Genomic DNA, 14,746 nt, shown 5'->3' on the forward strand with positions numbered 1-14,746 from the left:
CGCGGCGAACGACAACTCACCGCAGGCTCGCGGCGCCGTGTGTCACCCGTGATCCCGCCGCCCACACCGCGACCAGCGACCCTCGTTCGAGGATGTCCACGATGGCGTATCCCGCCTGTGCGAGAAGGGTGCTCACCGTCATGGACACCGTCCCGGTGCCGTCCGCCGGGCCGGCCTCGGCGAGCACCCACAGTTGCCCCGCCTCGGCGAGGAGGGGTGCGAGCGCGGCCACCGGTGCGGGGTCGGCGAGGAGGTCGGGCACCCGCACCGCACAGATGCGGTCGAACGGGCCGTGCCGGCCGAACTGCTCGTGTGCCCGGGCCGGATCGGATGCGACGCACACACGACCGCGCGGACCGACCTGCCCGGTGACGGCACCGGACACCGTCCCCCGGTCGATCACGAGGACGGACATGCCTGGGCGCAGATCGAGGACGTCGAGCAGGAACCCGACGTCCTCGCTGCGGCGTGGCCCGTTCATTCGACCTTGCGCAGGGTCCGTTTCGGGCGTCCGCCGGTGATGAGCGGGTCGCGTTGCAGATCCCGGTACAGCGACACGCACAGGCCGATCATGACGAGGACGAAGGGCGCGGCGGCGATGATCGTCATCGTCTGCAGGGCGTTGAGGGCTTCGGTGCCACCGCTCCACAGCAACAGCGCCGCGACCCCGCCCGTGAGTGCGCCCCAGAAGACCACCACCGCGCGCCGTGGGGCGAGGGTGCCGCGCTGGCTGAGACTGCCCATCACCATGGAGGCGGAGTCGGCTCCGGAGACGAAGAAGATGGCGACGAGCAGCATCGCGACGACCGTCGAGATTCCGGTGAGGGGAAGATTGCCCAGCACCCCGAACAGCTGGCCTTCGACGCTGTCGGCGCCCGCGATGTCCGAGCCCTCCTGCTGCTGGGCGATGCCGGTGCCGCCGAAGATCGAGAACCACACCAGGCTCACCAGGCTCGGCACGAAGATGACGCCCACGACGAATTCGCGAATGGTGCGGCCGCGGCTGATCCGTGCCAGGAACATTCCCACGAAAGGCGCCCACGACACCCACCAGGCCCAGTAGAAGATCGTCCAGCTCGACAGCCATTCACCTGCGGTCTCACCGGACGCCGCGGTCCGGGCGGACATGCGGGCGAATTCGGAGGCGTAGGCACCGAGGGTGGTGGGCACGAGGTTGAGGATGAACACCGTCGGCCCGAGCACGAAGACGAACACCGCCAGCACCAGGGCGAGCACCATGTTGATGTTCGACAACCACTGGATGCCCTTCGCGACTCCCGAGACCGCGGAGGCGATGAACGCGAGGGTGAGGATCGCGACGATCGCGACCAACAACATCACACCGGCCGATTCGAGCCGGCCGGTGACCTCGAGACCCGACCCGATCTGCAGGGCGCCGAGACCGAGGGACGCCGCGGTGCCGAACAGTGTCGCGAACAGGGCGAGGATGTCGATGACCTTGCCGATCGGCCCCTCGGCGCGGCGCCCGAGGAGCGGGATGAACGCGGAGCTGACGAGCTGCCTGCGTCCCTTCCGGAAGGTCCCGTACGCGATGGCCAGCCCGACGACGGCATAGATGGCCCAGGGATGCAGGCTCCAGTGGAACATCGCGGTCGCCATGGCGGTGCCGGTGCCGCCGTCGGTACCCGGCGGCGGGTCGGCGTAGTGCGAGAGCGGCTCGGCGACACCGAAGAACATCAGCCCGATGCCCATCCCGGCGGCGAACATCATCGCGATCCAGCTGACGGTGCGGAATTCCGGCCGTTCCCCGTCCTTGCCCAGCGGGATCCGGCCGTATCGGCTCAGCGCGAGCCAGATCGCGAAGAACACGAACCCACTTGCCGTGAGCACGAACAACCAGCCGAATTCGACCACGATCCAGTCGAGGACGTTCCCGGTGACGGTGCCGAAATTCTCGGTCGCGGCCAGACCCCACACCACGATCGCCGCGACCAGTACGGCGGCGACTCCGAACACTACTTTGTCGATCTGCGACGACGGGGCCGCGGCTTCGGACACCGCGGTAGCACCGGCGTCCGGAGTTCGTCCGGACCCGGGCCGATCACCAGGGACACTCATGCGACAAACCTTGCAATTTTCGACCGCCTTCGGAGCCGAATCGCCGAACCCGACCATTCGGTACCCGACGAGTACGCGAGGTTCCTGCGAGTTCGACTGTCCCTGTGACGAAGACGATACCCTCGTCAGCCTGCGCGCAGAGCCGCCGATACGAAGTCCAGGATCTCGTCGTCGGACATTCCCAGTGCCCTCACCTCGGCGACGAACTCGTTGGTCGCCCGCTGGGCGCGGGTGCGCGTCGGATCGCCGGTGTCGGCGACGAACGTCCCGGCCCGGCCGCGTGCCTCGAGCACTCCGAGCTTCTCGAGCTCCCGGTAGGTCTTGGCGACGGTGTTGGGTGCGAGGCCGAGTGTGTCGGCGAGTCCCCGGACGGTGGGCAGTTTGGAACCTGCGATGAGCTCACCACCGTGCACGAGGTCGACGATCCGTCGGCGCAGTTGCTCGAACGGCGGTACGGACGAGTCGGGATCGATGGCGAGGTCGAGCATTCTCGCAGGTTATCAGCGCTCGCGTGAGGTGACCGACGCTTCGGCCGATGCGGCGGGTTCGGCCGGGGCGGTGGTGTAGCTGCCCTTCTCGAGCAGATCGCGGATCTGGATGAGCAGGTCGGTCTCGCTCAGCGGTTCGTCCTCGGGCTCCTTCTCCGGTGCGAAGCGGGCCTTGGCCGCGTTGACCGGCACGATGAGCACGAAGTAGACGACGCCGGCGATGATGAAGAAGTTGATGCCCGCCGAGATCACCGCGCCGAGGTCGATGAAGGTCGCATCGTTCGAAGACAGGAGGCGGAAACCGAAACCCATGTCGTTGTCGCCGCCCACCGCGGCGACGAGCGGGTTCACGATGTGGTCCGTGAACGCGGTGACGATCGAGGTGAAGGCCGCACCGACCACGACGGCGACCGCGAGTTCGACGACGTTGCCGCGCAGCAGGAAATCCTTGAAACCTCTGAACATGGGTGTTCGCGCCTCTTCTTCCGAGCATGGGTGCCAGACGACTGCAGAATACTGATCGGCAGCGACGAGACCCCGCTCCGGGCGTTTCGCCGACACGTCCGGTCCGGGCGCGGATACGCACCCCTCGGCAGGGCACAATCGGGCCATGGCGAAGACAGCGACGATCTATCACAACCCGCGGTGCAGCACCTCCCGCAACACTCTGGCCCTGCTCGAGGAGAACGGCATCGAGCCGACCGTCGTCCGGTATCTCGACACGCCGCCCTCGCTCGACGAGTTGCGCGCGTTGCTCGACGCGGCCGGCCTCGCCCCGAGCCAGGCGATCCGGAAGAAGGAATCGCTCTACAAGGAACTGAATCTCGGCGAGGCCTCGGAGGACGAACTGCTCGAGGCGATGGTGGTGAATCCGATCCTCATCGAGCGTCCGCTGGTGGTCACGGACAAGGGCACCGTCCTCGCTCGTCCCGTCGACAAGGTGCGCGAAATCCTCTGACGAGGATCCGGGAACTACAGGACCGCCCGCGAGAGCGGGCACGACATGCATCGCGGGCCGCCGCGGCCGGAACCGAGTTCCGCCCCGGCGATCCGCAGCACCTCGATGCCGGAATCCTCGAGCCGGGTGTTCGTCTCCACGTTGCGTTCGTAGGCGACGACGACGCCGGGGGCCACCGCCAGGGTGTTGTTCCCGTCGTCCCACTGTTCGCGTTCGGCCACCACCGAATCCAGCCCGGTGTCGATCACACGCAGTTTCTCGATGCCCATCGCCTCGGCGGCGGCCTCGAGGAAGGGCTGCGGTCCCGAGATCCGGACCGCACCGTCTTCCCGGCGGATCGTGAACGCCTGCAGGCTGTCCCGGATCGCCGGGTACATCACCACCGCGTCGACGTCGACCATCGTGCACACCGTGTCGAGATGCATCGACGCTCGTTGCTGCTCGATGGGGACGGCCAGCACGGTGTGGGCGAGACCGTCGTCGAACACACTGCGCGCCAACGCCTCCGCTCCGGCAGGGCTCGTTCTCTCCCCCACGCCGACCGCGACGACCCCGCGCGCGAGCAGCAGCACGTCGCCGCCCTCGACGGGTGCGGTGTGCGATTCGTATGCGCGCCGCACATCGAGGAACTGCGGATGGAAGGCGTAGATGAGATCGGTCAGGCTCGTCTCGCGGCGACGTGCCGGCAGCGCCAGGTTCGGAATCGCGACTCGCGAACCGATCCAGAACGACGAATCGCGGGTGAACAGCAGGTTCGGCAAGGGTGCGATGACGAAATCGGAGCCGTGATGCATCATGCGCACGAGGGAGGGCGCCACTCCGCTGCCCACCGCGGGCAGTTCGTCGAAGGTCATTCCCGCGATGAGGATCCGTGCGAGCTCCGGAGCGGGGAGAGTGCGCAGATGGCCCGACAGCTCCTCCGCGAGGGCGTATCCGAGTCGCTGCGCGTCGACGGCGGACGACACGCTCTGCACGCGGGCGGCACCGCTTACCTCGAGGGTCTCGGTGAGAAGGTCGGCCAGCAGGTACACCTCGACACCACGGCCCCGCAGCAGCTCGGCGAACGCATCGTGCTCTTCCTGGGCACGCGCCACCCACGGCAACGCGTCGAAGAGCAGCTGGTCGTTGTTCCGGGGAGTGAGGCGCTCGAGTTCGGCGCCGGGCCGATGCAGCATCACTGCGCGGAGTTCACCGACTTCGGACTCGACACCCCACCGATCGCTCATATGCTCACGGTAACGCGCGCCGTCGTGGCATCCGGTTCAGGCGCGTCGAGCAGGCCGACAACGAAGCGAAGAACACACGGATGCGACGAACCCACGGAGGAACTGTTCATGACCGATGATCCGCTCGGCTGCCTGGCGCCCTTCGCCGGACGCTGGACCGGAGGTGGCGACGGACACTATCCGACCATCGACGACTTCTCGTACGACGAGACGGTCGAATTCGCCACCGTCCCGGACAAACCGTTCCTGATGTACGTGAGCCGCACCCGGCACCGGACCGAAGGCCGCCCCCTGCACACCGAGAACGGTTACCTGCGCCGCAGCGGAGACGACGTCGAGCTGCTCGTCTCGCAACCCACCGGTTTCGTGGAGATCCAGCGGGCCCGCCCGGATGGCGGGGTGCTCGACTTCACGCCCGTCACCCTCGAGCGCTCCCCCGATGCCAAACCCGTGCACGAGCTCCGGCGGCGTTTCGTTCTCGAGGGTGACGTGCTCGTCTACGACCTGTGGATGGCACACGCGGACACCCCGCTCACGCATCATCTGCACGCCGAACTCCGGCGTGCGGACGGCTAGCGCTTCGTACCGACGACGCGGCGGAAGTAGTCGTTGGCCGCCTGCATGACGAGGTTGTAGGGAGGGGCGAACTTGCGGGCCCACCAGTAACCGAATCGGGTGTCGAAAGAGGTGTAGACCATGAAGCGGTTCTTCAGGATTCCGGCGACGATGCGCTCGGCCACCTGTTCGGGACTCGCGGCGTGCCGGACGAACCGGTCGGTGAGGGTGCGGACCTCCGGGCGCTCACGGTCGACACCGACGATCTGCACGGTGTCCACCAGCGGCGTGCGCACGGCCCCCGGCACGACGAGCGAGACACCGATGCCGTCACGCTTCAGGTCGAAGCGCAGCACCTCCGACACCCCGCGAAGGCCGAACTTGCTCGCGCTGTAGGCGGCGTGCCAGGGCAGTGCGAGAAGTCCGGCCGCCGACGAGACGTTGACGAGGTGCCCACCGCGACCCGCCTCGATCATGGCCGGCACGAAATTCTCGATCACGTGGATCGGACCCATGAGATTGACGTCGACCATGAGTTTCCAGTGTTCGTGCCGGAGGCGGTCCACCGTGCCCCACACCGACACCCCGGCGACGTTCGCGACGACGTCGAGCGATCCGCACCTCTCGTGCACGTCGCGGGCGAAGGCGGTGACAGCGTCGTAGTCGGAGATGTCGAGCGCCGCCGAGTGCAGGACCGTGCCGCCGCGTTCGCGGATGCGGCGGACGACGTCGTCGAGGGGCTCCGCGTGCAGGTCGGTGAGTACCAGGCGGGCGCCGCGGTCGGAAGCGGCGAATGCCAGAGCACGGCCGATGCCGCTGGCCGCGCCGGTCACGAGGAATGCGGTGCCGCGCAGGTCGGTGATCGACATGGCGACACACTAGCGCCGGCGACACGGCCCCGTGCTTCGGCGCGCCCGAGATCCCCGCTCCTACAGGGGACGGAATCGTCCTGCGGCGGAACGGGCGGCACCCGGCGGGCTCACAGACGCTGCGCCATCTCCTCCTGGTAGTCGCGCACGGTGCGCTCGATCATGTCCGCATCGTCGTCGCGACCATCGGCACGGGCGAGGTCGGCACGCTCACGCAGCACCCGGATCGCGCGGCGGAGTTCTTCGTCACTCATCCTGTGGTCCATGACACAAGTCTGCCGGGTCGGGCACGGACCCGCCAGCACTTGCCCCCGGAAAAGGCCGGTACCGACACGAGGGGCACCGAAACGACGAAAGCCTCGCCGGAGGCGAGGCTTTCGGGGGTGGAGCTGAGGGGAATCGAACCCCTGACCTCTTCGATGCGAACGAAGCGCGCTACCAACTGCGCCACAGCCCCGTAGGTTCCGATGGAACCGACTCGCAAACTCTAGCAAACCATCGCGGCCATCACGAAATCGGTGCGTCGACGCAGGTGACATGCCGTTTCCGGCAGCTTCGGCCCTGCACGGAAGAGGCCCGCACCGATCCGGTGCGGGCCTCCGACATCCGGTCGGCGTCTACGGGGAGACGATCATTCGCCTGCCGCGCGAGGAACGACGTACTCGTCGGGCTCGTCGTATCCACCGTGCGCACGGACGTCGTAACCGTGATCGCTGCCGTAGTCGTCCTCGTACCGATCGAGATGCTCGAATTCCGGATCCTCGTCGTCGGCCTCGAGAACCACGGCGCCGGGACGGCGCAGGCGGCCGGGAACCTCGGAGCCGTCGTGAGCCTCGCCGGCGCGGGAGCGCTGCAGCCGGGCGAGCCGGCGTCGCCGGATCTCCTGTTCGAGGCGCACCTGGCGGCGGAGATAGAACAGATACCCCACGAGCGCCGTCACCGCGAGGCCTGCGAGCCACCACATCGCCGACGACACGATGATCGCGAGAGCAGCCGTCATGATCGCGGTGATCAGCAGACCGAGGACGGTCCGCTGCCGGAATTCGTAACGCGCCGCGCTGGCGACCGCGTCGGCGTGGGGGTCGAAACCACCGCGGCCACGTCGCCGCGGTTCGTAGTCGCGCACCCGCGCGCGCTGAGGTCTCTCCTCGTCGCGGTAGGTGTCGTCGGAGTCGAGGTCGGGCCTGTCGTCGAGTTCTGTGTTCATGCGGTCCTCCGCTGGACGGCGGTGCGTGCGGTCGCGACTCGGACGCCAATGAGGGTCGCTGCGGTGTCCGGCGGCCGGTCCCCGTGAGGTAATCGGCTCGTCGTCTCCGCGGTGCAGAACTCGCGTTGCGAGAGCGGCGTCGGTCGTCTGCCGGATTCGAGGACGCTTCGTGACCAGCATGGGGACCAGAACGAACAACCACACGGCTACGAGCCCGATCCACAGAAGCGAATTCGGCATCCGGTGGTCCTCCCTCCAGTCGTCGCCCTACCAGCCCGTCGACGCCACCGACCTACACGAGGCTAGCGGCATCATCGCGTTTACCCGTACAGAAACGCCGACTCGTTCGACTACAGACGTCACTCGAGTCACGCGAAACCATCTGACACATTCTTCACTCTAATCACAGAGATCCCACGCTCGCTGGGGATTGTTACTCGAGTTGCACGTAACCTGCGTTACATATCGGGCGAAGCGGACTCGAGACGGAAACGGTCAGGACCAGGTCGCGCGACCGGCGCGAACGAGACGGTCCGACACCGTGCCGGGCACCTCCTCGACCGTCATCGCGACGAGCAGATGGTCGCGGAATCGGCCCTGGACATCGAGATAGCGCTTCAGCAGACCTTCCTCGCGGAAACCCACATTGCGCAGCACCGCGCGGCTCGCCTCGTTCTCGGGACGGACCGTCGCCTCCACACGGTGCAGACCGACCGGGCCGAAGCAGTGGTCGAGGCCGAGGGCGACGGCGGCGGTCGCGACCCCGAGGCCGTTGACCTCCTTCTCCACCCAGTAGCCGATCCATGCCGACCGCAGTGCACCGCGCACGACGTTGCCCACCGTCAACTGACCGCAAAATCGTCCGTCCAGTTCGATGGCCATCGGCAGCATCATTCCCTTGTGGGCCTCCGACCGCAGGCTCCGGTACAGGCCCGGCCACACGGACACGTGGTGGCGCATGTCCCATGGTGCTTCGCCCGTCGGCTCCCACGGCTCGAGATGCGCGCGGTCACGCACCCGCAGACGACTCCACGCGGCGGCGTCGCGCAGCCGCACCGACCTGACGGTCACCACTCCCCCCGCCGCCCGCAGTGGACCGAGCCGGGCGGGCCATCCCGGATGACGGGACATCAACCACGCTGCCCGAGGAACGCCACGTCCACCGGGTCACCCGTCCGGATCTCGGAGACCTCGGGGTCGACGATGACGAGACAGTTGGCCTCGGCGAGGGTCGCGAGCAGATGCGAGGACGCACCCGTCGCACCCCCGAGCGCCTTGACGAGATACTCGCCCGTGGCCTCGTCGCGCATGAGCTGCCCGCGCAGGAAACCTTTGCGCCCCGGGATGGAGGTGATCGGAGCGACCGTACGGGCAGAGACGATCCGGCGCATCGGCTGACGCCGCCCGAGGGCGATGCGGATCAGCGGCCGCACCATCACCTCGAAGACGACCAGCGCACTCACGGGATTCGCGGGGAGCAGGAAGGTCGGCACCTCGTCGCGGCCGAGGCGGCCGAAGCCCTGGACCGAACCGGGATGCATGGCGATCCGTTCGACTCCCAGATCGCCGAGATCGGCCAGCGCCTCCCGCACTTCTTCGAGCGCACCTCCGCCCACCGCACCGGCGATCACGACGATCTCGGCGCGGATCAACTGACCCTCGACGACCTCGCGCAGCCGTTTCGCATCCGTGCTCGCGATGCCGACCCGATTGACGTCGGCTCCCGCATCCCGTGCGGCCGCGGCCAGTGCGTAGGAGTTCACGTCGTAGACCTGCCCCGGACCGGGTGTGCGGTCGACGTCGACGAGTTCACCACCCACCGAGATGACGGACAGTCGCGGGCGCGGATGGACGAGCACCTTGTCGCGCCCGACCGCGGCGAGCAGCCCGACCTGGGCGGCGCCGATGATCGTGCCCGCCCGCACCGCCACATCGCCGGGCTGGACGTCGTCGCCGGTGCGACGCACGTAATCACCGGACCGCACCGGTTCGAGCACCTTGATGCGCGCGGCCCCGCGGTCGGTGTTGTCGAGGGGCAGCACCGCGTCGGCGAGGGTCGGCAGGGGTGCCCCGGTGTCGACGCGTACCGCCTGCCGTGGCTGGAGGCGAATCGGCTGCCGCGAACCGGCACGCACCTCCCCCACCACGGGAAGGGTGACGTCCGCAGGTTCGGGACTCTCCTCGCCGGACTCCCGGCTCTCGGGCGCGGCCTGCAGGTCGACGCTGCGGACGGCATATCCGTCGATGGCGGCCTGGTCGAATCCGGGTAGGGGCCGCTCGGTGACCACTTCCTCTGCGCACAACAGCCCTTGTGCCTCGGAGATGGCCACCCGGACCGGCCTGGGTGCGACAGCCGCCGCCGTGACCCGGGCCTGCTGATCCTCAACCGACCGCATACCGCTTCTCGTCCTCCAGCCCGTCCGCAGTCAGCGCTTCAGGCGCTCGACGAGCCACTCGCGCAGCGAGGGCCCGTACTCTTCCGTGTTCAACGCAGAGTCAACCGCAGCGCGGAGGTACCCCCCGGGATTTCCGAGATCGTGTCGGGTGCCGCGGTGCACCACCACGTGCACCGGATGTCCCTCGGAGATGAGCAGGGCGATGGCGTCGGTGAGCTGCAATTCACCCCCGGTTCCGGGCTCGATGCGGCGCAGTGCGTCGAAGATCGCGCGGTCGAGCAGATAACGGCCGGCCGCGGCGAAGGTCGACGGTGCATCCTCGACCGCCGGCTTCTCGACCATGCCGAGCACCTTGAGCACGTCCGGATTGACGGCGTCGGGCACGACCTCGACATCGAACACGCCGTACGCGCTGATCTGCTCCTTCGGCACGTCGATCGCGCACAGCACCGAACCGCCGCGCTTGGCGCGGACCCGCTGCATCGTCTCGAGCACACCGACCGGCAGTACCAGGTCGTCGGGGAGCAGCACCGCGATCGCGTCCTCGTCGGGATGCAGCGCGGCTTCGGCACACGCCACGGCATGCCCCAGGCCGAGCGGCTGCTCCTGGATCACGGACTCCACCTCGAGGAGCCTGTGCGCCTTGCGGACCTTCGCGAGGAGCTCGTACTTGCCCTTCTCCTCGAGCTTGGACTCGAGGACGAGGTCCTCGACGAAGTGCGCGACCACGCCGTCCTTGCCCGGCGAGGTCACGATGAGAAGGCGCTCGGCGCCCGAGTCGGCGGCCTCGCCCGCAACGAGCTCGATGCCGGGCGTGTCGACCACCGGAAGGAGTTCCTTCGGAACCGTCTTGGTCGCGGGAAGGAATCGCGTCCCCATGCCTGCTGCGGGGACAACCGCGGTCCTGAAATACCGCGTGCCTCCGGTCGTACTGTTCGTCATAGACTCCCACCCTAACTTCGACCACCTGGGACGGTGGTTCAGCGATCGTAAGGCGCAGACATGCCCCCACCCCCGAAAGCGGTCTGGCGTGACCGCATTCTTGCAGCTCGTCGCGGGACGAGTGTCGCGAGGCGCAGAATCGAGGACACGGCGCTGGCCACGGTGGCCGCGACACTGGCTCCGCCGGGGTCCGTGGTGTGCGCGTACGTGCCGGTGGGTTCGGAGCCGGGATCGATCGCGCTTCTCGACGCTCTGAGCGAAGCCGGGGTCACGGTGCTCGTCCCGGTGACCAGGACGGGTGAGCCCTTGTCGTGGGCTCGCTATCTCGGGGAAAGCACCCTGGTGGCAGCGAATTTCGGGCTGCGCGAGCCCGGCGGCGAGATCCTGCCGCCCGAGACCGTGACCGAGGCCCACACCGTGCTCGTCCCGGCGCTGGCGGTGGACGTGCGGGGTGTGCGGCTCGGCCGGGGCGCCGGCTTCTACGACCGCAGCCTGCACCTCGCCTCACCCACCGCCGCGATCATCGCCGTGGTGCGCGACGACGAGCTCGTCGAGGAGCTGCCCGAGGACCCCCACGACATCCGCATGGGCTGGGCCCTGACTCCCGGGAAAGGACTGGTCCGGCTCGGTAGCGACGACCGTGCGGAAGAACACACTCCCTAGCGGGGTTGGCACTGTCGACGGTAGAGTGCTAACACTGCTCGTGACGAATGCTGCAGTACCACGAACTGGCGGAGGATCAACCGGTGCCCACCTACTCATATGCCTGCACGGCCTGCGACAACAAGTTCGACATCGTGCAGTCCTTCAGTGACGATTCGCTCACCGAGTGCCCGCAGTGCAGCGGCAAGCTGCGCAAGCTCTTCAACTCGGTCGGCATCGTGTTCAAGGGCAGCGGCTTCTACCGCACCGATTCCCGCAGCGGCAGCACCGCGAGCGAATCCGCGTCGACGAGTTCGAGCACGTCCTCCTCGTCGAGCGACAGCTCGTCGTCCTCGTCGAGCAGCACCTCGTCGTCGGCGCCCGCCACCGCCGCGAGCTGATCTTCCGAGAGCTGTCCACAGGCGATCGATTCATCCACAGATCGCCGGCTCCCACGCATGTCGAGGGGTCGGCGGGCCGCTCCGGCCTTCTAGTTTCGGAGCATGCCCGCCGGCCCCTTCTCGCGTCTCCAGCGTGAGCGCGCGCACCCGCATCACAGCGCCGCGCACGCCCCGCTGCAGCCGACCCTCCCCGACCGGGTCACAGAATTCCTCCGGCCCGGCTGGTCACGCATGGTCCGGGCGCGCCGGATCGCCGCAGCCCTGCTCGCCGCCCTCGCGGTGCTCCTCGCATTTCGCGGCGACCCGGCCGGCGATCGCGCGGTGGTNATCGCCGCAGCCCTGCTCGCCGCCCTCGCGGTGCTCCTCGCATTTCGCGGCGACCCGGCCGGCGATCGCGCGGTGGTCGTCACCGCCGCGCGCGATCTCGCACCCGGGCACGTCCTCACCGCCGACGACGTCGTTCTCGCAGATTGCGACAGCTCCACCCTCGCCGCCGGAACGCTGCACGAGGCCGACGACGCGGTCGGGCACATCCTCGCCGGTCCCGTCCCGGCCGGGGAGCCACTCGTCGACGTGCGACTGCTCGGCCCCCGACTCGCCGCCGCGGCGACGGGGTTTCCCGACGCGCGGGTGGTCCCCATCCGGCTCGCCGACGCAGGGGTGAGCGAACTGCTCCGCGAAGGCGACCGCGTCGATGTACTCACCGTGACCGGCGACGCGCCGGGTCCCGGCGAACCACTGCCCGGAGCGCACGTTCTCGCGCGCGGCGCCGTGGTGGTGCTGGCCGAGTCCGGCGGTTCTACGCGGGAGCGCGGCGAACGGGTGGTGATGGTCGCGCTGGAACCCGAGCCGGCCACCACGGTGGCCGCGGCCTCCCTCGTCGGCGCACTGACGGTGACCTTGCACTGAGGACCTGCGCCATCGCCCACACAGACCGACCTCGCGGTTTATCGTGTGGGAGTCCGTGAGGCCTCGTCACCCGCTCAGGGAGCACACGCCAAGCCCACCCCGCGCGTGGAGTAGACGGAAACTCGGGAGACGACGAGACCGGGCCCGCTCGATTCGAGCGGGCCCGGTCTTGTGGTGCGTGTGTTCGGCGTGAGCCGGACGTACTACCCGATCAGACGGTCCAGGGAGCGCCGTAGGTGGTGACGTTGTCGCCGTTGGCCGTGATGGCGCGGACGAACGGACGGACCTGGACAGCGCCGATCACGCCGGAGGCGGTGCCGTGGACGTTGGCGAACTGAACGGACTTGAAATCACCGTCGAACTCGCCCTCGGCGACGACGAGCTCCTCGATGCCCGGAGCCGGGGTCAGCTCGAGCTCGGCGTAGGCCTGCGGGAGGATGTCGGTGACGGTGGCTTCGATCGAGTCACTGATGCCCAGCTCGAGGCCCGGGGTGGAGTAGGTGACGCCGATGGCGCCGTCGATGCTGGCCGCCCACGCGAACTGGTAGCCGAACTGGAAGGTCGTGCCCTCGGCGTCGGCTGCGCCGTCGCCGACCAGGTTCACGGTGCCGCGGCCGTTGTGGAAGAACTCGCGGTTGAACGGGCTGCCACCGAGCGCCGGAACACCGTTGATGTGGGTGTCCTCCTGGGTCACGACGACCTCGAGGCCGTCGGAGACGATGCGGTTCTGGTCGTTGACCTCGGCCGAAGCGGCACCCGAGGCACCGAGGACCAGGCCGAGGACGGCAGCACCGGCGACGGCGGCGTTACGAGCGGCCTTGAAGCCACGCGACTTGATTCCCATGATTACTCCGTATGTGGTGGTGGGATTTACTGCGGGATGGCGCGGAGCAGGACTAGAGGGTCCAGACCTGGCCGTAGGTGGTGACGTTGTCGCCGTTGGCGGTGATCACACGGACGAACGGGCGGAGCGAGACCGGGCCGATGACGCCGGTGGCTGCACCGGACACGTTGGCGATCTGAACTTCCTTGAAATCACCGTCGAACTCACCTTCGGCGACGACGATCTCCTCGATACCGGGCGCCTGCGAGAGCTCGATCGCAGCGGTGGCCTGAGGGAGAATGCTCTTGACGGTGCTGGTCACAGGGCCGGGCTCGGGCCGGAACACCGGGGCACCGTCCACCAGGACCGGGTTGCCCTCTTCGTCCTCGACGGGCACGAAGTTCGTCGTGCTCTTGACAGTGAGATCCGGGCTCGTCCAACCGAAGCCGACCGAACCGTCGACCGATGCGGTCCATGCGACCTGGTAGCCGAACTGGAACGTCGAGCCCTCGAAGTCCGCCGCCTCGGGACCGACGATGTTGGCGAGGCCGCGTCCGTTGTGGAACCACTGACGGCTCAGCGGGCTGCCACCGAGCGGGGGCACACCCTCGATGAAGGTGTCTTCCTGCGTGACGATGACCTCGTGGCCGTTGGAGACGATCCGGTTCTGGTCGTTGACCTCGGCACCTGCGGCGCCGGCCGATCCGAGAACCAGACCGGCCACAGCAGCTGCTGCCACCGTGGCGTTGCGGGCGGCCCGAAAGCCGCGTCGCGTCTGAATCTTCATGAATGCCTCATCCGTTCTCTGCGTGCCGGGTTGCGCACCGCGTCCGACAACAAGTGGTCGCCTGTCGCCCGCGGGTCGCTGTCCACAGCGAACACACCGGCGGATCGGCCGTCGGTGTGTCGGTACGTCCATCGTCCGCACGGTTTTGCTTTACCGATTCGTGACCGAGCCCAGGCCGTGAAGCCTGGGCTCGACGTGTTTGAACCTGAGAGGGAGATTAGACCGTGACCATTCCCTGGGCAACGGCTAGCTTTCGTAACGCTCCGGTATAGAGGGCTTCCCGATCAAGAGCCGATCCTCTCCTGAAAAAGCGCAAAACGGACGGCATTCGACAGGAATACGTAACTTCGGTTCACATGCACCGGAGTAGACCTACAGCATGTCGGCGCAGGTAGAGGGCACAATCTAGTTGCACTCACGGTGCAACGTTCAAACCCTCACGTGAGCGGAAACACAGATCGGAA

At 68.0% G+C, this 14,746-nt stretch carries 18 protein-coding genes and 1 tRNA gene; 5 read left to right on the top strand and 14 right to left on the bottom strand.

The window, feature by feature from the left end:
- Positions 1-16: 16 nt before the first annotated feature.
- The 4 genes from MOM01_RS10955 to mscL all read right to left on the bottom strand — a co-directional run bounded on the left by MOM01_RS10955 (position 17) and on the right by mscL (position 3,032).
- Positions 17-481 carry a hypothetical protein gene (locus MOM01_RS10955; RefSeq protein WP_241385443.1) on the bottom strand — a complete coding sequence of 155 codons (465 nt, stop codon included), beginning with the start codon at positions 479-481 and terminating at the stop codon, positions 17-19.
- Positions 478-2,079 carry a BCCT family transporter gene (locus MOM01_RS10960; RefSeq protein WP_241385444.1) on the bottom strand — a complete coding sequence of 534 codons (1,602 nt, stop codon included), beginning with the start codon at positions 2,077-2,079 and terminating at the stop codon, positions 478-480. Before MOM01_RS10960 ends, MOM01_RS10955 begins: the two co-directional genes overlap by 4 nt.
- Positions 2,080-2,204: 125 nt before the next feature.
- Positions 2,205-2,567: a GntR family transcriptional regulator gene (locus MOM01_RS10965; RefSeq protein ID WP_241385445.1), complete on the bottom strand. Its 363-nt coding sequence runs from the start codon at positions 2,565-2,567 to the stop codon at positions 2,205-2,207.
- A 12-nt stretch (positions 2,568-2,579) separates the two neighbouring features.
- A complete protein-coding gene (gene mscL, locus MOM01_RS10970; RefSeq protein WP_241385446.1) occupies positions 2,580-3,032 on the bottom strand; it encodes a large conductance mechanosensitive channel protein MscL in 453 nt (150 codons plus the stop codon).
- A gap of 145 nt (positions 3,033-3,177) precedes the next feature.
- Here mscL and arsC point away from each other — a divergent pair, with 145 nt between their 5' ends.
- Positions 3,178-3,525 (top strand): arsenate reductase (glutaredoxin), encoded by a 348-nt coding sequence (gene arsC / locus MOM01_RS10975; protein ID WP_241385447.1) that lies wholly within the window; start codon positions 3,178-3,180, stop codon positions 3,523-3,525.
- Positions 3,526-3,539: 14 nt separating this feature from the next.
- Here the strand turns inward: arsC and arcA are convergent, their stop codons facing one another.
- Positions 3,540-4,751: an arginine deiminase gene (gene arcA, locus MOM01_RS10980; protein WP_241385448.1), complete on the bottom strand. Its 1,212-nt coding sequence runs from the start codon at positions 4,749-4,751 to the stop codon at positions 3,540-3,542.
- Between the two features lie 108 nt (positions 4,752-4,859).
- On the opposite strand from arcA, the gene MOM01_RS10985 reads away from it, so the two are divergent.
- Positions 4,860-5,327, top strand: coding sequence for an FABP family protein (locus tag MOM01_RS10985; protein ID WP_241385449.1), 468 nt, complete (start codon positions 4,860-4,862; stop codon positions 5,325-5,327).
- On the opposite strand, the gene MOM01_RS10990 is transcribed toward MOM01_RS10985, so the two are convergent.
- The 7 genes from MOM01_RS10990 to MOM01_RS11020 all read right to left on the bottom strand — a co-directional run bounded on the left by MOM01_RS10990 (position 5,324) and on the right by MOM01_RS11020 (position 10,720).
- On the bottom strand, positions 5,324-6,175 hold the full coding sequence (locus MOM01_RS10990) for an SDR family oxidoreductase (protein ID WP_241385450.1): 852 nt from the start codon (positions 6,173-6,175) through the stop codon (positions 5,324-5,326). The two genes, MOM01_RS10985 and MOM01_RS10990, sit on opposite strands and share 4 nt — an antisense overlap.
- A gap of 110 nt (positions 6,176-6,285) precedes the next feature.
- Positions 6,286-6,429, bottom strand: coding sequence for a hypothetical protein (locus MOM01_RS10995; protein WP_241385451.1), 144 nt, complete (start codon positions 6,427-6,429; stop codon positions 6,286-6,288).
- Positions 6,430-6,559: 130 nt separating this feature from the next.
- Positions 6,560-6,632 (bottom strand) — tRNA-Ala (locus MOM01_RS11000).
- Positions 6,633-6,806: 174 nt separating this feature from the next.
- On the bottom strand, positions 6,807-7,622 hold the full coding sequence (gene sepX / locus MOM01_RS11005) for a divisome protein SepX/GlpR (RefSeq protein WP_241385452.1): 816 nt from the start codon (positions 7,620-7,622) through the stop codon (positions 6,807-6,809).
- 255 nt (positions 7,623-7,877) lie between these two features.
- Positions 7,878-8,513, bottom strand: a complete 636-nt coding sequence (locus MOM01_RS11010; RefSeq protein ID WP_241385453.1) for a GNAT family N-acetyltransferase — start codon at positions 8,511-8,513, stop codon at positions 7,878-7,880.
- Positions 8,513-9,778: a molybdotransferase-like divisome protein Glp gene (glp, locus tag MOM01_RS11015; RefSeq protein WP_241385454.1), complete on the bottom strand. Its 1,266-nt coding sequence runs from the start codon at positions 9,776-9,778 to the stop codon at positions 8,513-8,515. Before glp ends, MOM01_RS11010 begins: the two co-directional genes overlap by 1 nt.
- A 30-nt stretch (positions 9,779-9,808) precedes the next feature.
- Positions 9,809-10,720 carry a UTP--glucose-1-phosphate uridylyltransferase gene (locus tag MOM01_RS11020; RefSeq protein WP_241385455.1) on the bottom strand — a complete coding sequence of 304 codons (912 nt, stop codon included), beginning with the start codon at positions 10,718-10,720 and terminating at the stop codon, positions 9,809-9,811.
- 60 nt (positions 10,721-10,780) lie between these two features.
- Between MOM01_RS11020 and MOM01_RS11025 the strand changes: the two genes are divergently transcribed.
- The 3 genes from MOM01_RS11025 to cpaB all read left to right on the top strand — a co-directional run bounded on the left by MOM01_RS11025 (position 10,781) and on the right by cpaB (position 12,672).
- Positions 10,781-11,383: a 5-formyltetrahydrofolate cyclo-ligase gene (locus MOM01_RS11025; protein WP_241385456.1), complete on the top strand. Its 603-nt coding sequence runs from the start codon at positions 10,781-10,783 to the stop codon at positions 11,381-11,383.
- 83 nt (positions 11,384-11,466) lie between these two features.
- Positions 11,467-11,763 (top strand): FmdB family zinc ribbon protein, encoded by a 297-nt coding sequence (locus tag MOM01_RS11030; RefSeq protein WP_241385457.1) that lies wholly within the window; start codon positions 11,467-11,469, stop codon positions 11,761-11,763.
- A gap of 102 nt (positions 11,764-11,865) precedes the next feature.
- A complete protein-coding gene (gene cpaB, locus MOM01_RS11035) occupies positions 11,866-12,672 on the top strand; it encodes a Flp pilus assembly protein CpaB (protein ID WP_241385458.1) in 807 nt (268 codons plus the stop codon).
- A gap of 211 nt (positions 12,673-12,883) precedes the next feature.
- On the opposite strand, the gene MOM01_RS11040 is transcribed toward cpaB, so the two are convergent.
- Together MOM01_RS11040 and MOM01_RS11045 are read right to left on the bottom strand one after the other, a co-directional pair.
- Complete coding sequence (locus tag MOM01_RS11040) at positions 12,884-13,516, bottom strand: MspA family porin (RefSeq protein WP_241385459.1); 633 nt, start codon at positions 13,514-13,516, stop codon at positions 12,884-12,886.
- Between the two features lie 52 nt (positions 13,517-13,568).
- Positions 13,569-14,282: an MspA family porin gene (locus MOM01_RS11045; RefSeq protein WP_241385460.1), complete on the bottom strand. Its 714-nt coding sequence runs from the start codon at positions 14,280-14,282 to the stop codon at positions 13,569-13,571.
- Between the last annotated feature and the right edge of the window lie 464 nt (positions 14,283-14,746).

This window comes from Rhodococcus sp. CH91 (genome assembly GCF_022554085.1).
Classification (GTDB): domain Bacteria; phylum Actinomycetota; class Actinomycetes; order Mycobacteriales; family Mycobacteriaceae; genus Rhodococcus.